The sequence below is a fragment of the Sphingobacterium kitahiroshimense genome, from assembly GCF_025961315.1.
Taxonomy (GTDB): domain Bacteria; phylum Bacteroidota; class Bacteroidia; order Sphingobacteriales; family Sphingobacteriaceae; genus Sphingobacterium; species Sphingobacterium anhuiense.
Genome location: NZ_JAOQNK010000001.1, coordinates 4,622,504 through 4,643,386, shown reverse-complemented (window position 1 = coordinate 4,643,386; position 20,883 = coordinate 4,622,504). Strand labels below are relative to the sequence as shown.

General features: G+C 37.3%; 15 protein-coding genes, 2 tRNA genes and 1 rRNA gene. 4 read left to right on the top strand and 14 right to left on the bottom strand.

Features of this window, described 5'->3' with window-relative positions; translation table 11 throughout:
* Positions 1–179 precede the first annotated feature (179 nt).
* From M2265_RS20120 to spt, 8 genes are all read right to left on the bottom strand, one after another.
* Positions 180–253, bottom strand: a tRNA-Ala gene (locus M2265_RS20120).
* A 10-nt stretch (positions 254–263) separates the two neighbouring features.
* Positions 264–340 (bottom strand) — tRNA-Ile (locus M2265_RS20115).
* Positions 341–466: 126 nt separating this feature from the next.
* Positions 467–1,996 (bottom strand): 16S ribosomal RNA (locus tag M2265_RS20110).
* A 1,243-nt stretch (positions 1,997–3,239) separates the two neighbouring features.
* Entirely contained in the window at positions 3,240–3,626 is a 387-nt protein-coding gene (locus tag M2265_RS20105) for a GtrA family protein (protein ID WP_021190541.1), read from the bottom strand.
* Between the two features lie 3 nt (positions 3,627–3,629).
* Positions 3,630–4,319: a CDP-alcohol phosphatidyltransferase family protein gene (locus tag M2265_RS20100; RefSeq protein WP_132768988.1), complete on the bottom strand. Its 690-nt coding sequence runs from the start codon at positions 4,317–4,319 to the stop codon at positions 3,630–3,632.
* Between the two features lie 11 nt (positions 4,320–4,330).
* Positions 4,331–5,323 carry an NAD-dependent epimerase/dehydratase family protein gene (locus M2265_RS20095; RefSeq protein ID WP_132768990.1) on the bottom strand — a complete coding sequence of 331 codons (993 nt, stop codon included), beginning with the start codon at positions 5,321–5,323 and terminating at the stop codon, positions 4,331–4,333.
* A complete protein-coding gene (locus tag M2265_RS20090) occupies positions 5,320–6,444 on the bottom strand; it encodes a hypothetical protein (RefSeq protein ID WP_132768992.1) in 1,125 nt (374 codons plus the stop codon). Before M2265_RS20090 ends, M2265_RS20095 begins: the two co-directional genes overlap by 4 nt.
* Before the next feature lie 9 nt (positions 6,445–6,453).
* Positions 6,454–7,653 carry a serine palmitoyltransferase gene (gene spt / locus M2265_RS20085; protein WP_021190543.1) on the bottom strand — a complete coding sequence of 400 codons (1,200 nt, stop codon included), beginning with the start codon at positions 7,651–7,653 and terminating at the stop codon, positions 6,454–6,456.
* Between the two features lie 389 nt (positions 7,654–8,042).
* Here spt and smpB point away from each other — a divergent pair, with 389 nt between their 5' ends.
* Positions 8,043–8,498: an SsrA-binding protein SmpB gene (gene smpB / locus M2265_RS20080; RefSeq protein ID WP_132768994.1), complete on the top strand. Its 456-nt coding sequence runs from the start codon at positions 8,043–8,045 to the stop codon at positions 8,496–8,498.
* Positions 8,499–8,502: 4 nt separating this feature from the next.
* Here the strand turns inward: smpB and M2265_RS20075 are convergent, their stop codons facing one another.
* Entirely contained in the window at positions 8,503–9,411 is a 909-nt protein-coding gene (locus M2265_RS20075; protein WP_132768996.1) for a helix-turn-helix domain-containing protein, read from the bottom strand.
* A 208-nt stretch (positions 9,412–9,619) separates the two neighbouring features.
* On the opposite strand from M2265_RS20075, the gene M2265_RS20070 reads away from it, so the two are divergent.
* Both M2265_RS20070 and M2265_RS20065 read left to right on the top strand, forming a co-directional pair.
* On the top strand, positions 9,620–11,122 hold the full coding sequence (locus M2265_RS20070) for an aldehyde dehydrogenase family protein (RefSeq protein WP_132768998.1): 1,503 nt from the start codon (positions 9,620–9,622) through the stop codon (positions 11,120–11,122).
* An 84-nt stretch (positions 11,123–11,206) separates the two neighbouring features.
* Positions 11,207–11,584 (top strand): DUF779 domain-containing protein, encoded by a 378-nt coding sequence (locus M2265_RS20065; RefSeq protein ID WP_021190548.1) that lies wholly within the window; start codon positions 11,207–11,209, stop codon positions 11,582–11,584.
* 42 nt (positions 11,585–11,626) lie between these two features.
* Here the strand turns inward: M2265_RS20065 and M2265_RS20060 are convergent, their stop codons facing one another.
* From M2265_RS20060 to M2265_RS20040, 5 genes are all read right to left on the bottom strand, one after another.
* Positions 11,627–12,031: an acyl-CoA thioesterase gene (locus M2265_RS20060; protein ID WP_132769000.1), complete on the bottom strand. Its 405-nt coding sequence runs from the start codon at positions 12,029–12,031 to the stop codon at positions 11,627–11,629.
* Between the two features lie 6 nt (positions 12,032–12,037).
* Positions 12,038–13,861: a MutS-related protein gene (locus M2265_RS20055; protein ID WP_132769002.1), complete on the bottom strand. Its 1,824-nt coding sequence runs from the start codon at positions 13,859–13,861 to the stop codon at positions 12,038–12,040.
* Between the two features lie 368 nt (positions 13,862–14,229).
* Entirely contained in the window at positions 14,230–14,886 is a 657-nt protein-coding gene (locus M2265_RS20050; protein WP_021190551.1) for a protein-L-isoaspartate(D-aspartate) O-methyltransferase, read from the bottom strand.
* A 129-nt stretch (positions 14,887–15,015) separates the two neighbouring features.
* On the bottom strand, positions 15,016–17,517 hold the full coding sequence (gene priA / locus M2265_RS20045; RefSeq protein ID WP_243655393.1) for a primosomal protein N': 2,502 nt from the start codon (positions 17,515–17,517) through the stop codon (positions 15,016–15,018).
* 79 nt (positions 17,518–17,596) lie between these two features.
* Positions 17,597–17,986, bottom strand: coding sequence for a DUF423 domain-containing protein (locus M2265_RS20040; protein ID WP_021190553.1), 390 nt, complete (start codon positions 17,984–17,986; stop codon positions 17,597–17,599).
* 157 nt (positions 17,987–18,143) lie between these two features.
* On the opposite strand from M2265_RS20040, the gene M2265_RS20035 reads away from it, so the two are divergent.
* Complete coding sequence (locus M2265_RS20035) at positions 18,144–20,783, top strand: PQQ-binding-like beta-propeller repeat protein (RefSeq protein WP_165905853.1); 2,640 nt, start codon at positions 18,144–18,146, stop codon at positions 20,781–20,783.
* The last annotated feature ends 100 nt before the right edge of the window (positions 20,784–20,883 follow it).

Here is a 20,883-nt window from a genome sequence, read left to right as displayed (position 1 = left end):
AACCGTGATGCTACGCATTAATCCGTTCGGCCTTGACCGAGGGTCTTCATAATACATCAAGCACATCACAGTATTGTCTCTACTGTTGTCTTCTCTTGTAATTTTTTTTCTTTCAATATGTCAAAGAACTCTTTGTAGCCTTATCGTGAACACAATATCTTAGTGTCCGGGCATACGTGTGGAGAATATCGGAGTCGAACCGATGACCCCCTGCGTGCAAGGCAGGTGCTCTAGCCAGCTGAGCTAATTCCCCGTCTTATTTATGGTAGTCCCGAGCAGATTTGAACTGCTGACCCCTACATTATCAGTGTAGTGCTCTAACCAACTGAGCTACGGGACTAGCTTATCATTCTATCTCTCTGGACCATCCATTTTCAGGGATGGGCACATTTCTTCAAATGTTTCTTATTTGTTTCTTATATAAATCATGTGTATCCGTAACGAGCTTCAATTCCGAATGCTCTAGAAAGGAGGTATTCCAGCCGCACCTTCCGGTACGGCTACCTTGTTACGACTTAGCCCCAATTATCGGTTTTACCCTAACACGCTCCTTGCGGTTACATGCTTTAGGTACCCCCAACTTTCATGGCTTGACGGGCGGTGTGTACAAGGCCCGGGAACGTATTCACCGCGTCATTGCTGATACGCGATTACTAGCGAATCCAACTTCATGAGGTCGAGTTGCAGACCTCAATCCGAACTGTGAACGGCTTTTAGAGATTAGCATCATATTGCTATGTAGCTGCCCGCTGTACCGTCCATTGTAGCACGTGTGTAGCCCCGGACGTAAGGGCCATGATGACTTGACGTCGTCCCCACCTTCCTCACAGCTTACGCTGGCAGTCTGTTTAGAGTCCCCACCATTATGTGCTGGCAACTAAACATAGGGGTTGCGCTCGTTGCGGGACTTAACCCAACACCTCACGGCACGAGCTGACGACAGCCATGCAGCACCTAGTTTCGTGTCCCGAAGGACTGATCCGTCTCTGGATCATTCACTAACTTTCAAGCCCGGGTAAGGTTCCTCGCGTATCATCGAATTAAACCACATGCTCCTCCGCTTGTGCGGGCCCCCGTCAATTCCTTTGAGTTTCAATCTTGCGACCGTACTCCCCAGGTGGATAACTTAACGCTTTCGCTTGGACGCTTACTGTGTATCGCAAACATCGAGTTATCATCGTTTAGGGCGTGGACTACCAGGGTATCTAATCCTGTTTGATCCCCACGCTTTCGTGCATCAGCGTCAATACTAACTTAGTGAGCTGCCTTCGCAATCGGAGTTCTAAGACATATCTATGCATTTCACCGCTACTTGTCTTATTCCGCCCACTTCAAATAGATTCAAGTCCTACAGTATCAAAGGCACTGCGACAGTTAAGCTGCCGTCTTTCACCACTGACTTATAGGACCGCCTACGCACCCTTTAAACCCAATAAATCCGGATAACGCTTGGATCCTCCGTATTACCGCGGCTGCTGGCACGGAGTTAGCCGATCCTTATTCTTCAGGTACATTCAGCTTTCTACACGTAGAAAGGTTTATTCCCTGACAAAAGCAGTTTACAACCCATAGGGCAGTCATCCTGCACGCGGCATGGCTGGTTCAGAGTTGCCTCCATTGACCAATATTCCTTACTGCTGCCTCCCGTAGGAGTCTGGTCCGTGTCTCAGTACCAGTGTGGGGGATTCTCCTCTCAGAGCCCCTAGACATCGTAGCCTTGGTGAGCCGTTACCTCTCCAACTAGCTAATGTCACGCGAGCCCATCCATATCCTATAAATATTTGATCACAAACCGATGCCGGTTAATGATGTTATGCGGTGTTAATCTCTCTTTCGAGAGGCTATCCCCCTGATATGGGTAGGTTGCTCACGCGTTACGCACCCGTGCGCCACTCTCATCAGTTCGTAGCAAGCTACTCCCTGAATCCCGTCCGACTTGCATGTATTAGGCCTGCCGCTAGCGTTCATCCTGAGCCAGGATCAAACTCTCCATTGTAAAATGAAGTGTAAGATCAAGACTATTTATAATAAATAGAATTGTCTTGTATTTTAATTTCTAATTCTAAAATTGAACAGGTTGATTTTTTTAACTTTCGTTGTTTCTCAACACTACTCGTTACGTTACATGATTATATTTTTAAAGAACTCTCATCGCTTCCGCATCTCGCTTCGGCTTTTATGATGTCGGCATTGCGCCGTTATCGATCTTATTCTGTTTCCCTTCGTTTCCGTTGGGACTGCAAAGGTAGAAATCTTTTTGGTTTCTCCAAAATAAATGTGAAAATTTATTTTTTTGTTTTCCTGCTGTTTCTGCGTTTAACCTGAATTAAACCCTTCTTTTTTCAGTGCCCATCCTTTCGGATCAGCCGTTCCTCCCTTGCGGAGTGGTGCAAAGATAGCACCTTTTTATAATCACTTCCTAATCTTTTCCGGAAATAGTTTGCCGTGAACCGGTAAACAGCTTATAACCTGACCGATAAATTTACCTATGACCTATTACAGAGGCTGAAAAACGGACAATCCTGGCTTTAAACTATAAAAAGGGGTAGCGGGGGAACTGTTCGTCCTGAACCGTCTTTTATGGATGCAGTATGCTTTTACGGAATAGCCAAGTGGAAATGATATCTTTTTCGGTACAGCGGCATCATCGACACTATTACTATTACTATTACTATTACTATTACTCTCCGTACAGATACTCCAGAATAAGGCATATTATAACCTGATCAGGAACTGAAAGGGACCTGATTATTACTTAAGCTAGAATTTATAGAGAGATTACTGGGATTTTGTAGGGGGTTAATAGGGCTTGACCCCTACTAACCCTCTATAAACCCCCTCTTATCCCCCTGTTATACCTCTACTATATTCGAACAAGATCCCTACTTGCTTATAACATGGTATCAACTCGCTAACAATAGTAGGTTTCTTTTTATTTACTTAAGTACAGTGTGATTTATGACGTTACTAATTACTTTAACGTCGTGCTATCATCTTATCAAAACAATGCTGCTCCATGAAGCAATCACACCTTGAAATCTCTTTAAATAAATGAAAGCTATAGCGTCCTTACGATGAGCATCGTAATATTAAGGAAAAATAAAATTGAAGTAAAAATCAAAATATACGCAAAGAAGCTCTGATTCATTTTATTAAGGAAAAGGCCGAAAAATAAAAAAGTCATCTCCGTTGAGATGACCTTAATAATCTTATTCCATAAATATTTCAAAAGCCGATTTCTACTTTTTAAAAACCCAAAATCGCTGAAGTGTATAATTAAATCCCAAGGAAACAATAATCTCCACTATTACTTTGGAGACTAATGGATGTAAGTGCCATATATCATCCAATAAATAAATACCACCCGACTTTAATAAAATACTTCCTGCAACTACAACTACAAATTTACCGAGCTGCTGGCCCAACGGGGCGGCAGTATTATTGAAAGACCAATAACGGTTAATAACGAAATTAACAATGGCTCCTAAAGAGCCACTGATTACATTTGAAAATGCTGGAGAAAAACTCAGCACTTTATAACAAAAAGTATAAATACCAAAATCGGAAAGACCACCTACAAAAGCAGATAACTGCGCCTTAAAGAACTCTTTGATTTTTGGGTTCATATCTTATAAATTTTCTGACTCTTTAGTTTTCTTCTCTTCAGCATCTCTGATATCGCCTAAATCTAATAACTTTTTAGTATCAATAGAATTGATAACAAAAAGAATAGCACAGATACCCATCACTAAGTAATGAATTGCACCTACAAAAAACACTTCTATAAGTAAAACAAGACATATAATGACCCTGATTTCTGTAGGCCCAACAATTCCAGCATCTATTGTATACTTATCTGTTACCTTATAACGCAACAAAGAAAGAATCATGGCCCAGCCATACAAAGCTACCAATACAAAACCTGTTAATTCAAAATTACCTTTTGCATAAAATACATACCCCAGACCAATCAGTACCGTACTGATCCAATCCATTACAATATCCAGTGAAAATCCATACCATTTACGCGATTTATTTCTATAAAAAGCAATACGGCCATCAAGAGAGTCCCCGAACCATTGAATAAAAAAGCCTAGAATACCTAGCAGTAGATAATTAATGTCACAATATTGGGCCAAGATAAAACTTGCCATAATCATGACGGATCCAAATAGACCGATCGCTGTCAAACCATCGGACGAAATCCAATTTGGAATACGTGGAACTAAATATGAAATAAATTTCTGTTCCGGATTACTCAATATATTTGTTCTTTTTCTATCTTGAAAAAGTTTTTTATTTATTTTTTGACCACTCATCTCTCTTTTTATTATAACCAATTATGATCACGGTACCACTGAATTGTAACCTTCAGTCCAGCATCCAAATCATAACGCGGTCTATATTGAATATTTTCTTTTGACGAACTGATGTCACATGCCCAACTGGCTGCTGTCAATTCATTTAATCTTTCCGGATACAATACCGGTATGGTGCTGGAATTTTTATAAGCCCGCTCCATAACCTGAGCAACACCTTTCACAAGACTAAATGGAAGATGAAATCTATATAATGATTTTGAAGTGTATTTCTTGAAAATTGTCGCCATTTCATAACGACCATAAACTTGACCGTCTGTAATATTGTAAGATTTTTTATTTCCATTATCGAGAAAACAAGCATTTAAAATAGCATCTGTCAGATCTTTCACAAAGACAAACGTTAATTTTTGTGGCGATTTCCCGATATAGGCATCAAATCCAGCATTTAATGTTTTAAATAAAACAAAAAGATCTTTCTCTTTGGGACCATACACCGCGGTGGGGCGAATAATCGAAAGCTTATTAGCTACATATTTTTCAAGCATGCGTTCTGCTAACACCTTACTTCGACCATAAGCAGTCACAGGATGATACTCATTTTGTTCATTGATAGCTGGTGCATCATAGGCCACCGGGCCAATAGCTGCCAAACTACTGATAAAAACAAAACGTTCAAGAGGAATATTAGCCTGAAATACCGCATCCGCTAAAACTTCAGTATAACCGACATTAACATCAACAAGATCCTGCTCATTCTTCGCTCTAGTCATAGCTGCTCCATGAACAATATAGGCATATTGCTCTTGCTCCAGCAGTTTCAATAATGAATCCTTATCTTTAAAATCAGGATAAACAAATTGATCAACAAAAGACTTTATTTCACTGACATCACTGGTTTTCCGAACAGCTGCATGCACCTCCAAACCTGCCTCACGGGCAGCTTGAACGAGATGATAACCGACAAAACCACTTGCGCCTGTGATTAGGATTTTTTTTCTCATAGCGCTTGCTCATACAAACGATAGCGTTTGTATAATTCTCCATTGATTTGCTCGATGGCGTGATTCATCATATAATTAGTATCAAGCATCCACGAGCATTCTGCTCCTTTGACGGTAAAGCCATCGCCAGAGTTTTTAATTATCCTACCATAAAGGCAGGCTTCTATTCCTAATTTACGATACTCATCCAATACGCCAAGCATCAAAACTCGAATTAGGTTTACCTTTTTCAATCCAAAGAGCAATTTAAAAATCCCAGTCGGCAATAGTCTACCACGTTTGATTTTAATTAGAATCTGATTGATATCCGGAATTCCTAAAGCGAATCCAATGACCTTCCCATCCTTTTCAGCCAATAAAGCATATCGAGGATCAACGATCATTTTCATTTCCTTTGCAGCGTAGTTAAATTCATCTTCCGTAAAAGGCACAAAACCTAAGTTTTTATCCCAAGCTTTATTATAAATCTCCCTAATTCGCTCGGTTTCATTTTTAAAATCCTTCAAGTTCATTTGACGAATCTTAATTCCCGAACGGTTTAATCGTTCTTCCAGTTTCTCCAACAACAGCACAGATCGTTTACTTGCTTTATTTTCCATCACTAGGTAGGCACGCAAATCAACTTTTTTTTGAAAACCTGCTTGAGTAACTAATTCTGGATAATAAGGAAAATTATAAGGCATCATCGCTACAGGTGGGCTATCAAATCCTTCGATCAATAAACCACAAGTATCATTAGTCGTTAAATTAATTGGACCAACAATATTAGTTCCACCTTTAGCTTTCACCCAATCCTTTGCTGCTTGAAACAAAGCATTTGCAACCTCTTGATCGTTAATACAATCAAAAAATCCCCATTGCCCTTCCTGCACTTGATTGAATGCATTATGATTAACATTCCAAATTGCGGCGATACGACCGACCAGTTTTTGATCTTTGTATGCTAAAAATAATTGTGTGGAGGAATGTTTGTAGAAAGGATGCTTACCAGGAGTAAGCAAATCATACTGAGCAAGATATAGCTCTGGTACATAATAAGGATTTTCCGCATATAAACTATGCGGAAAATCTATATATAACCGTTTGTGTTTCTTTGTTTCAACGGGAATAACCTGTATCATAATAGACACTTAGATTAAAGATTCAACATCTGCTAATTTGAAGACTTTTACCATCTTCTCAATAGCTTCATCAATTTGATCAAAGCTATGTGTTGCCATTAAAGAGAAACGAATCAATGATTCTTCTGCAGGAACAGCAGGTGAAACTACTGGATTAACAAAAACCCCATCGTCTTGAAGCATTTTGGTTACCCAGAATGTTTTCTCGTTATTTCTAATAAAGATCGGTAATATAGGGCTTTCTGTAGCACCTAAATCAAATCCACTTTCTAAAAGTAATTTTTTAGCATAATTTGTATTTGACCATAATTTCTCAATATGCTGAGGTTCGGTTTGTATAATCTCCAAAGCTTTCAATGTCGAAGCGACAGAAGCTGGTGTCATACTTGCACTGAACATAACTGAACGCGCAGAGTGTTTCAAGTAATCGATAACATCAGCATCGCCTGATACAAAGCCACCTAGAGAGGCAAATGATTTACTGAAAGTACCCATAATTAAGTCGGCACTGTCAGTTAATCCAAAGTGAGAGGCAGTACCTGCACCTTTTTCTCCGATTACACCTAAACTATGTGCATCATCAACCATAACAGTTGCATCAAATTCATCTGCAATCTTTATCAATTCAGGCAAATTAACAATATCTCCCTCCATACTGAAGATACCATCCGTTGCAATCAATTTACCACTTTCTTCTGGTAATCTAGCAATTTTTGCACGCAGATCATTCATATCATTGTGTGCATACTTGATTACTTTAGAAAAAGATAATCTACTTCCATCAATGATAGAAGCATGATCACGTTCATCCAATAAGATATAATCATTGCGACCAGTAAGACATGATAATGGGCCCAAGTTTGATTGAAAACCTGTACTGAATAAAATAGTAGACTCTTTCCCCACATAAGCCGACAATTTCTCTTCAAGCTCCACATGAATATCTAAAGTACCATTTAAAAAACGAGATCCAGCACAACCGGTTCCATATTTTGCTAATGCGTCTTGAGAAGCTTTGATAATACGTTCATCCGTCGTTAACCCTAAATAAGAATTAGAACCAAACATCAAAACACGCTTGCCATCAATTTTCACTTCGGTATCCTGTCTCGACTGAATCGGTCTAAAATAAGCGTATAAGCCCTTAGCTTTTAATTCATTAACGATTTTAAATTGCGATATTCTCTCGCCTAATTTTCCTTTACTCATGCGATTAAAAGGTATTTCTTAAATTTTATAATTGTTTTTGATTGTAATGATTACCAAAATAATAGCTTCATCATCAACACTTTCAATTCCTACTTCCAAATAGATTAACACAAAATGACTTCATAATACTGCACGAAAAACAGTATTAAATCAAAAACGATGCAAACATACGAAAACAAAAGCTGACTTTCACTTAATGTTAGTCATATTTTTCACATATAAATATCGTAAAAATAATTTTAATTTAACACTTAAATTAAAATCCAAAAATAACAATGCTAAAAAAACACCATTATAATATTTATATTTGCTTTCCTATGTGATTACATTTAACAAACTTAATCTGGTTTGTATTGGAAATGGAATAGGAATAAATATATTAAGAAATTATGGCAATATCATCAGATATCAATATAAAAAATAAAAGAGCTTCATTTGAATACAACCTTCTGGACAGGTATGTTGCAGGAATACGTTTACTAGGCACTGAAATTAAATCAATTAGGGAAGGGAAAGCAAATATCAACGACAGTTTCTGCAACTTTTTCCATGATGGACTTTATTTGCGGAACATGCATATTGCCGAGTATTCGCATGGATCTTTTTACAATCATGAAGCAAAACGAGATCGCCAGTTGCTTTTAACAAAAAAAGAATTAAAAAAATTACGCGTGAAAGGTGAAGAGAAAGGCTTTACAATCGTTCCTTTACGTATTTTCATCAGTGCCAGAGGATTTGCAAAAGTCGAAATTGCCTTAGCACAAGGTAAAAAAGACTTTGACAAGCGTGATACAATCAAGGAAAGAGAAGGCAAAAGAGAGCTTGATAGGATGATGAAAAAATAAAATTTTATTCTCCTATTATATAAGCACCGGGTGTCACTCCCACCCTGCTTTTAAAGAGACGGACGAAGTAGTTTACATCATTAAATCCCAAACTAAAGCACGTCTCTTTAACACTTCTTGTTTTCCGTAATAAGCTCTTTGCCTGTTGCATACGCGTTCGTATGATATATTCGATAGGCGTTATTCCCAACTCATTCTTAAAAAGGCGAAATAGACTTGATTTACTCATATTTGCCTGCTTTTCCAAAATTTCCACAGTAATGGATTCTGAAAGGTTGGCATGTATATAGTTCCGAATATGCTGTAATACCGTGTTTGTTTTTGTCTTGGCAATATCAAGTGATAATAGTGACTGCGTCTGTAGAAGACGAATAACTAATTCATTAAATGCTAAATCTGCTAATGCATCTTTCAACACATTATCTCCCGTAATGGTCTGAAATAATTTATTAATTAAATCTGTCAATTCGGGTGTATTATAGAGATGGAATAAATTCATATCTAATTTCCAATCTGCTAAATGTTGTTCTTTGGGATAGCACTCATTTAAACGGCTGATCACACCGTCTATCTTACTTTTACTTATGGTCAGCGCCGTACATTGCGTAGGGTCGGTAAAAGTCGCTTCGGGAAAATCGATCTGCATCTTACTATAGGCTGGCAAAACCATGGTCTGACCCGGTAAATAATCAAAGGAATCCACCTGTTGCAAATGCATCACTTTTTTACCCTGAATCATATTGATCATTACCAGATCATCAAACTGTAACGCTACTTTTTCTGACGCCTTATATGTTTCAAAGACATTAAGCTCCAAATTTTCTAACGTAAAAGCTCTCCTATTTTCTACCAAAGTAGAAAGTTCATGACGCGACGAAAATGGTAATGTATTTACAAGCCTGTTATTTATCATATCCCTATCTTTTATTATAATTGGCTGGTAATCAAACTTAGACAAATTGTCTTAAATATCCAATAGTGTTAACTTGATTAATAGAAATATTTGCTGACAGTGTTGCACCTATAGTGCTATCGTTTGAAACTATAATGCTATACGAGAACAATCGTTTTCGTTAAATTTGGTATTCAACAATTTGTATAACATTATAAAAATAAATATTATGGCAGCAATTCAAAGACCATCGTTTAAAGAACGTTATGGAAATTACATTGGTGGAGAATTTGTTCCACCTACATTAGGTAAATATTTTGACAATATTTCTCCCTTAGATGGAAAAGTATTTACACAAGTCGCACATTCTACAAAAGAAGATTTAGAACTAGCTGTTGATACTGCCGCGAAAGCATTTGAAACTTGGGGAAAGACTTCAGCAACCGAAAGAAGCATCATTTTAAATAAAATAGCAGACCGCATCGAACAAAATTTAGAATATATTGCCACAGTGGAAACTGTTGACAACGGAAAAGCTGTTCGCGAAACATTAAATGCCGATATTCCTTTAGCCATTGATCACTTCCGTTATTTTGCAAGTGTTATCCGTGCTGAAGAAGGTTCACTAAGTGAATTGGATCAAAATACGGTGTCTCTTATTGTGCATGAACCTATTGGTGTGATCGCGCAGATTATCCCTTGGAACTTCCCTATTCTGATGGCTGTATGGAAATTAGCTCCTGCATTAGCTGCAGGTAACTGTGTGGTTCTAAAACCTGCGGAAAGTACCCCAACATCAATTCTTGTTTTAATGGAAATAATCGGTGATTTACTTCCTGCTGGTGTTGTTAACATCGTGAATGGTTTTGGTGGTGAATTAGGTCGCGCATTAGTAACAAACCCTAAAGTTTCTAAAGCTGCATTTACAGGTTCTACCGCAACAGGTCGTATGGTAATGCAGTATGCAACTGAAAATATCATTCCTGTAACATTGGAATTGGGCGGTAAATCTCCAAATGTTTTCTTCAGTTCTGTCATGGACCACGACGATGCATTTTTAGACAAAGCAATTGAGGGAGCTGTTCTGTTTGCATTAAATCAAGGTGAAATTTGCACTTGTCCATCGCGTTTATTGATTCAGGAGGATATTTACGAACGCTTTATTGCTAAAGTAATAGACCGTGTGAATCAAATTAAAGTTGGTGATCCTTTGGATCCTGAGACTATGATGGGTGCACAGGCTTCAAAAATCCAAAAGGATAAAATCATGTCCTATATTAAATTGGGTAAAGAAGAGGGGGCAGAAGTATTAACTGGTGGCGATGAGAACCATTTGGGTGATGGCTTAGAAGATGGTTATTATATCAAACCAACTTTATTTAAGGGTCATAACAAAATGCGTATTTTCCAAGAGGAAATATTCGGCCCGGTATTAGCAGTAACTACATTTAAAGATGAAAAAGAGGCTTTAGAAATTGCTAATGATACCATTTATGGGCTGGGAGCTGGTGTATGGACACGAGATGCTCATCAACTATACCAAATCCCGCGCGCTATCCAGGCTGGACGTGTATGGGTCAACCAATATCACTCTTATCCTGCAGGCGCTCCTTTTGGTGGTTATAAGCAATCGGGTATCGGACGTGAGAATCATAAAATGATGCTCGACCATTACCGTCAAACAAAAAATATGCTGATTTCTTATAGCAAAGAGAAACTTGGATTTTTCTAATCAGCAAAACACAATATTAAAAAATGGGGTTATCGATATAATCCCATTTTTTAATTTCTTATGATACTGATATAAAAGCAATATATGATGACAGAGCGTTTAGCAGTTACTGAAAAAGCCAAAGAACTAATTCGTGAATTAGTAGCTCAACACGGAGATCTGATGTTCTATCAGGCCGGAGGATGTTGCGAGGGCACACAGCCTCAATGTTTTGAAAAAGGGGGATACTATCCCAGAATGAATGATGCTATGATCGGGCTTGCTGAAGGTTATGAATTTTGGATCGATCGGGATTTATTTGAATATTGGAAATTTTCACATTTCACACTTGATGTACTTGATGGGTTTGGCCCGGGGGGATTTTCTTTAGAGTCTTCTTTGGGGAAAACTTTCAAAGTACACTATAGGCTATTTACTGAGGAAGAGTTAAACGACCTATCTCCTATAAAACGTATGGAATAACACGACCTGTTATTCCATACGCAATTTAGGATATCCGATATACTAATCTTCGATTTCCAGTCCCTGTAAAACTGGTATCGGCTTTTTATTATCATCTAAGGCAACAAATGAGAAAACACCCTTCACCGCTAATTCTCTTCCATCTTTGTACATATCTTCTAAGAAGATTTCCACTTTTACCTTTAAGCTAGTCCTTCCTACATGTATTACTTCCGCAATAGCTTCAATCATACTTCCAGCAGGGATTGCTTTTTCAAAATCAATCTTATCTGAGGAAACAGTTACGAGTGCTTTTCTACAGAACCGTGTTGCACACATAAAAGTTACCTCGTCCATGATCGCCATGGCTTTACCACCAAATAATGTTGCGTGGTGATTTGTTGTAAACGGAAAAACAGTTATAAAATGATGTGTTCTCGACTGTTCAATTCTTTCTTGTAATGTCATTTTTGTTTAATTTCTTCCTTGTTCTACGTCGACTCCAATACCTTTTAACAACATTGAAGCATTAAATATTTTACACTCTCCTATTTTCAGTTTATAATCGAATAGCATTTCTCCTTGGATCACCTGTATATCAAAGTGGTAATTCTTTACAACCTGTGGATATTCGTCGGCTAACGTTGATAATTGCAGATCATGCGTTGCAACCATTCCCTTTCCTTTTTCTGTAATCAATTTTTTGATAATAGCTCTAGAGCCTAAGTATTTATCAACAGAATTAGTTCCCCTTAACATCTCATCGATTAAAAAGAAACTATCGTTGCGTTCCGCTACAGTTTCTAAAATAAATTTCATCCGGTCCAATTCTGCTTTAAAAGTTGACGTACTTTCATTCAGATTATCCTTAATGCGCATATAAGATATCAAATGAAACATCGGAATTTTGAAAGATCTTGCTGGCACTACTGCTCCCGCATAAGCCAAAACAGCATTTATACCGACAGTACGCAGAAATGTACTCTTTCCAGCCATATTAGATCCTGTCACCAAAGCGATTTCATGATCAGCATTGATATAGGTATTGGCAATAGATTTATCAGATGCAATCAAGGGATGCGCCAAATCGACAGCTTCTATGGGTGTCTCCAGATGGTCAAGAATAATTGGGGTAGTCCATTCAGCATGATTACGCTTCCAAGTACCTAAACTCACCAAAGCCTCTACTTCAGCTAAAGTATCAAAAGCTTCCAAAATATTAGCTTGATACTTAGCTTTCCAGTCTACAATGGCCAATACCTGCTTAAAATCCCATAAAAATATCAGATTTAAAACTGTCCCGACCATCATGTTGTTTCGGGCATCCAGATTACTGATCAGCTTACCCAATTTCTTGAACGCATGGGAAACCGAATCTGATGACCCCTCTATTTTTAATTTTTCCTGTAATTCCTGGTTACGGTTCGCTGTCCAAGCCCTATTTTCGACCAGTTCCATACTTGCGGCATATGAATCCAGCAGATTTCCTACTTTATCGATCCGACTGGAAAAAAAAGAAATTTTGCCACCATTGAACATTGACCAAAGGATATGGATCAATCCTATGATGACTGGGAGGTATGCCACAGATGGAACAAAAACGGCTAAAACGACCGATCCTATAAATATAAAAGAGGCAAGCTTAACATAGATCCGCATAATTGCGCTTCCGAATGTAAAATCTCCGGACTCAAAATAGGTTGCTAAAAAAGACTTTACATCTAGCTTCTGATTCAGATTTGATAAAAGCTTTGCTTGAAAATCCTGACTCCAACGCATATCACTAGCTATTTCAGCTGCAGCTTCCTGACGTTTCACAATCTCGCCACGCTTTGCATCATTAAGTAACCAACTACCTAATACCGCTATACTCAGTTTTGTAGTTGAGCGGTTTAATAACTCAAATAGCGAATGATTTCCTACAATGTCCAGATCGGAGCTGTAAGGATGCTTACCATCTTCCAGATGCATACCGTTATCGTAGATATTGACTCCTGTATTTGCTAGCGTTAGCTCATTGACATTGACCGCTAATAACGCTTTCTGGTAATCACTTATTTTTTCTAATTTACTTTGTCTATTAACCAAAAAAGCAAAAAGAAATATCAGTGCAAAAAATAAAATCAATACAAGAACAAGATTTTCAAGCTGAAATGAATAGAATAGCGCTGCCCCACCAAAAATAATAACACCGAGGCGATAAAAACTATTCTTATTGATCACTCTGTCGAGCTTTTTCACTTCCTGTTCAATCTGTTCCTTATTGCTAAGATATAAATCCATCATTTTATCTTTCATTGAAGTATAATTTGTTGTTTAACGGTAATGAAGCGAGCATATGTACTCCTCCCCAAAAGCAGTACATATGCTCATGCTCGCTTCCATCTATATATAATTATTTATGAGTATCCATTTTCAACGGCATTATAGGCACGTTACACTCATTTTGTTTACTTTTTATTAATTATTTAAGGCATTCACATCTTCTTTACTAGCAGTTTGATGTATCATTAGTTATTAGATGTACGCAGTAAAACTTCCTCACTAATTTGATGCATTTAGATCACAGTGCTATTCTTTATCATCAGCCCTATATTCGTCATTTCTCTGAACATTTAATAGTAAGAAGGGATCATAATCCAAATCGCTAAAAAAAAGCCTGGTTATTACCAAGCTTGATCCCCAACCAAAGGGACAAATCTAAATGTATCTAATTCAATTCTATCAAAATCATTCTCACCAACCCGAATGATTGTGACCATTTTTTGTTCTTTCTCATCACCTACCGGTATTACAAATATACCCCCTATTTTTAACTGCTTCAGCATAATCTCGGGTACAAATGGAGCACCCGCAGTTACGATAATCTTATCATATGGTGCATGCTGTTCAATTCCTTTAGAACCGTCCCCACAGAAAAAATGGGGTTTATATCCCATATATGGCAATACCTGTATTGTTCTATTATATAAATTTTCTTGTCGTTCTATGGTATAAACCTGAGCGCCCAGCTCCAGCAGTATACAAGTTTGATATCCCGAACCTGTTCCTATTTCTAAAACCTTATCTCCTTTTTTAACATGCAGCAGTTCCGATTGATAAGCAACAGTATACGGTTGAGATATCGTTTGTCCATCGCCGATTGGAAATGCGATATCTTTATATGCTTGATTCCAAAAGGTTTCATCAAAGAAAAAATGACGTGGTACTTTAGCAATGGCATTCAGCACATTCTGGTCACTAATACCTCTTGTCTTCAGCAGCTGCACCAATTGCTTACGAGCACCTTTTTCTCTATAATTATCTACAAATTTATACGCCATTATGACTCAAAAATACTATTGTTATTTAACAATTACCACTACAAGAACTTTTTCATAACTAATCAATTAGCCTGCAAGCCATTTCATTTGAAAAGAATAATTTTTGGCTAATTTCATCTACCGATTCCTCTAATAAGGATCTACATCGATCACAATGCGTGAACCCGTGTTTGCTTTATCTGCAATAAAATCATTCTTCACCATCTTAATCAGATCTTTTACTTTAACAATACTGATGTTATTGCGTTCAATTTTCAATGTGATCGTCTGAATAAAATAATTACGTACTCTTCCTACTAAAGGGGTTTCTGGTCCAAGAACCCGTGAACCTAATTGCTGGCGCAGACCTGACGCAAATTTTTTAGCTCCGTCATAACATTTCTGGATATCCATATGCTTAATATCGATTCTGATCACACGGTAGAACGGCGGATATGCAAAATTTTTACGTTCAATGATCTCTGTATCAAACATGGCTTGATAATCATGCGCAACAACCTGTTCTAACACACGGTGTTTTGGTGTGTAAGTCTGAATGATAACCTGTCCTCCTGCCTCTCTTCTTCCTGCACGTCCTGCGACCTGCAAGAAAAGTGAAAAAGCTCTTTCATAGGCTCTAAAATCAGGAAAATTAATCATGGTATCTGCATTGATGATACCGATTAAGCTGACCTTTCCAAAATCCAGTCCTTTTGCAACCATTTGTGTACCGATCAGAATATCAAATTCATGTTCATCAAAAGCACCTATAATTTTATCAAAACCATTTTTCCCTTTTGTAGAATCTAGATCCAAACGTCCTATTCGGACATTAGGCATCAGTAATTCCAGTTCTTCCTCTACACGCTCGGTTCCAAAACCTTTACTTTCGATATGTGGCATACCACATGCGGGGCAGATTTTAATTGGAGGTTCCACGTGGCCACAGTAATGGCAATGCATCATGTTTGAACTCTTATGGTAAGTCATACTGACATCACAGTTCACACATTTAGCTACAAAACCACAGGTGTTACATTGAATTATGGTGGTATGTCCACGTCGATTCTGAAATAGAATCACTTGTTCCTTACGTTCCAATGCTCCTTCTATAGCTTTTAATAAAGTACCCGAGAAGTATGAAAACATATTTTCCTTTCTTCCTTCTTGCGGTATATCGACAATATGGATTTCTGGCAATTGTGCTTGACCAAAACGTTCTAAAAGCTGTACAAAACCATATTTCTTGGATTTTGCATTATAGAAACTTTCAATAGATGGTGTTGCAGAACCTAGTAAGACTTTAGTCTGATGAATATACCCCAAATATATCGCTGTATCACGGGCATGATAGCGCGGTGCGGGATCATATTGTTTGTAAGAACTCTCATGCTCTTCATCGACAATAATAATCCCCAGATCTTGAAAAGGTAAAAACACGGAAGAACGGGCACCTACGATAACCTTAAATTCGTTTTTCATTACCTTATGCCATACCTCAGCACGTTCGTTATCATTAAATTTCGAATGATATACACCAAGTTTATCGCCAAAATGCAATTTGAGACGTGCGGTAATCTGTGATGTTAAAGCTATTTCAGGCAGTAAATATAGGGCTGAATGACCTCTTGCCAATGCTTCCTCAATCAATCTGATATAGAGTTGTGTTTTCCCCGATGCTGTCACACCATGCAATAAGGTGACATCTTTAGTTTCAAAGCACTGATGAATTTCGTCAAAAACACGTTTTTGATTATTATTAAATTCAAAATTGGCCTCCAATTCGAGATCTTCTCCTTGAAAACGGCTGACGACTTTCTCTTTAACCTGAAATACGCCTTTATCAACTAATGCTGTAATGGCGCCCGAACCACATCCCGATGCTTCCATTATCATCTGTCGGGTAACATCCACTCCTTTTTTCAACAATTGCATGAAACCCAATACGGCATCCTGCTGTTTTGGAGCTCGATTTAAGGCATCTAATAAGTTCCGTTTACCATCTTCATCCCGAAATTCCAGAGCAAAAGAGAAAAAAACTTTAGTCTTTGGTTTATATCGTTCAGTAATCTCTTCAGAAATCAATATTATTCCCTTATCAAACATCGCTTTCAATATGGGGAAAACAGACTTTTGACTCAATAGCTTAACGATATCATTTACTTTTAGTTCACCGGCCACCTCAAGTGCTTCAATGATCAGATACTCTTTATCAGTCAAAGTCGAACGGTCGAAATCTTCTGGAATAGCCGAGGCGATCTTAGTTTCACTTGCCAATTTCAAAGCAGAGGGTAAAGCAGCTTGCATAACCTCTCCCAATGAACACATATAATAATCAGATATCCAGTCCCACAACTGTAGTTGTGCACCATCTACGATAGGTTTTTCATCAATGATGTCTAAAATATACTTTGCTTCATAATGCTTTGGCGCCTCTTTCGTTATTTGTTTTACAATAGCAGAATAGATTTTATTCTTTCCAAATTGCACCATAACACGAACACCGACCTGGATCTTATCATTCCATTCAACTGGAATTCGGTAAGTATAGGTATTCGCTAATGCTAAAGGCAAAATAACATCAACAAAAACAGTTGCTCGGTCTGTAAAAAATAAGTTTTGAGGCTCTGGCATATTCATTTCAAGTATCATGTAAAATTACTAAAAAATAAGCCCTCGAAAAAACGTTAATTTCTCCGAGGGCTCATCTTACGGTAATAAAACCGTTAAATTATGACTTATTCTTTAATGCAGCAACGAAAAGTGCTGCCCAACCTACTATAAAGGCGACCCCACCCAGCGGTGTTATTGGGCCAAGAATAGCTGGATTTCCAAAACCTGTAATTTCGCGCACACTTAACAGATATAAAGAACCTGAAAAGAAAAGCAATCCAATTATAAAGGCTATAAATGAGACACGGATAGATGCAGTTTTTGCCCGCGAAAAAGTGGACAGAAACAACAAAGCCAAAGTATGGTAAAAATGGTACTGATTGGCAGTTTTCCAAGTTTCGATATGTTGTTCACTAATCTTACCTTCTAAACCATGCGCACCGAAAGCGCCTAAAATAACAGCTAGTGCACCAAAAAATGCAGCCACTAGGATGATTCTCTTATTCATTAATCGAAAATTACGTCTATATTTTATTAATGCTGGATAAATGTATCAAATCTTCCTCAGAAAAGGAGAATATTTGTTAAATTTATTGTTACAAAGGAGTACTTACATTTGTGACAACTCAGGTTCCAGATATTTTTTAGTACGTTTGTTATTAGATATGAGAAATACGATTATTGTTACTGTCCTACTTTTTATAGCCGTAGTTGCGGCTTCCATCTACTACTTCTCCGACAGCAGCAGCAAGCAAGAAACTGCGACAAAAACACTCCAGTATTTACCTGCTGATACCTACTTTATTGCAGCTTTCAGAAATAACGAAACAACGGATACAATTTTCCAGAATTTCGAACTGTTTGAAGCAATTCAGGGAAAACAAGATTTTGACAATCTCAAAACAATTAAGCAGGATTTCTTAAGTGCGGCATCGATTAAAGGGAAAGTGCAGGATGTGGAAGTCATTCTTTCCTATCACCCTACAAAATCGGGTATTGCATCATTATATACGGTCGGTCTAAATGAAAAAATAAACGATAAGACCTTAGAAGCTTTATTTCAAGGTGTAGATAAAAAATACAAGAAAAATCAAACTGACACGCTAGGTCACCGCATTTACAGTTTTGATAAGGGTATTAAAGATTCTGTGCTGTTCTGTACACTTCATGAAAATATTCTTTTTGCTGGTTATAATCCTTCAATAATCCATCAGGTCATTGATAAATCGGTTAAAAAATTAGATCATAAGCAAATTGAATTCTTCATCAGTCAAAACAGTAAGAATACTCCGTTAAGTCTTTATTTTAGTAATAATCAAATTGCAGCTCTAGCAAAAAAAATCATGCGCAGTAAGTTTGGCATGTATCTTAATCAAATTGATTCATTACAAGGATCTACAGCCTGGAATCTAAACTTCAAAGATGATGCATTAATTTTTAAAGGAGAAACGCAGCTTAACCTGAATCAGCATAACTATCTGCAACTTTTTGCTCATCAATCACCACAAGTGCAAACTTTAGCTAATTTTTTACCAAAAAACACCTCTTCCTACATTAACTATAGCCTTTCTGATATCAATAGCTTTCATCGCTCACTTAGCGATTTATTTACCTATCGAAAGGAAGCTGATAAAATTAAGAGCCATCAAAAGCTCATTGAGAATGAAGGAAAAGTAATCTTTCAAACTGATATTTTACCTTTATGGAATGATGAATTTGCAATTGCGGAATTGGATAATGAGAATATTCTAGGTCTTGTTAGTTTAGCTGATAGCAGTAAATTTATAGAAACTTCAAAAAAAATAAGCAGCAATCAAGGAGATGATATCTACCAATTTGATTATTCCAACATTCTTTATTCAAGTTTCGGAGATCCCTTCAAAAGTTTTCAGCGTCCATACTTTACAAGAATCGGAAAAGTACTTGTTGTGGCAAATCAGACCGGTGTTCTACGAAAGTACCGTCAGGCTTATTTCGATAACCAGATGATGTCTGGAACAGCCATCTTCAAGAATCATAGTGCCATTCAGAGCAACAGAGCGAATGTTACGTTTTATATCGAACCTGAAACAGCGAAGAATACAATCATTAATAACTTAAAGTCGGAGTATGCTAAAAACTTCAGAGATAAGGAACTTTTTGGTTATCAAAATTTTTACTCGACTTCTTTGCAAGTAAGTGGAAATGCTGGTGGATTTATTTCAGGTTTTTATGCCTTATACAAATCTAAAAATCGTTTTGGAGGGACTGCAGCATGGACATTTCAAATGAACTCAAAATTAATCAATAATCCTTGGGTATTTAATCAGACTGAAAACAGCAAATTTATTTTAGTACAAGAGCAGGATCATACGGTCTATGCACTCAGCCCTTCTGGTAAAGAATTATGGAAAACACTCTTTCAGGGAGAAATTTTAGGGCAACCGATTCAATTGCAGGACCGTAGTATACTGTTGAATACCAGAAGTCGTCTGTATCGTTTTTCTCCTGATGGAAAGTTAATACCTGGTTTTTCTGTGGGTTTACCGAGCAATGCCTCTGCAGGTCTTACACTGACAAATTTCAACAATGAAAAAAGAATCTATATTCCGTGCTCAAACCAGATAGCTGTATACGATCTGACGGGAAAAAAGATCGAAGATTGGAAAAATCCAAGCTTGGACAGCAAGATTCTATTTGATTTAAAAGCCGCTACAATTGCTAATCAAAATTTTATCATTGCAGGAACCAGCCAAGGGTCAGTTTACTTTTTTAATGAAGCAGGTACTCTTATCCGTAAAGAAGAGCTTAATGTCAATGGGCAAACGTTAAAGAACCCCATTGGTTTAATAACAACTTCAGACATGAAGAATTCCTTTGTTATTGTACCGAAAGATAAAGGAGAAGTAATTAAAGTTCCTTTCGAGGGTGATCCTATTAAATTGAAAATTGGTGATTGGGGAACAAACTTCACTTTCAATTTTGAAGATATAAGTGGCAGTGCAGATAAAGATTATGTTGTTCTTAGTGACAACAATCTATCTGTGTATAACCAGAAAGATAGCACGAAATATTTTGCATACAAATTTGTGGACGAAGTTAGCAATAGACCTTTATTCTTTAAAGTGACAAACAATAACGATCTTGTTGCTGTAGGTACAGATAACCGTATGATTTATATCTTCAATGAAGATGGTCTTGTCAGAAATGGCTTTCCTGTTGAAGGTATGTCAAAATTCTATTTTGGCTCTATCGATTTTGGAAATAATTCGTCGTATTTAATTAGCTCTAAACGAGATCACAAAATTTATGTTTATAAATTTTAACAAATTGTATTTCAAAAATTTAAAAACAAAAATCAAAAATCAAAAACGTCTCAAATGTTTATAAAAAAATGCTATAAATATTTTTTTTTATAGTAGGTTT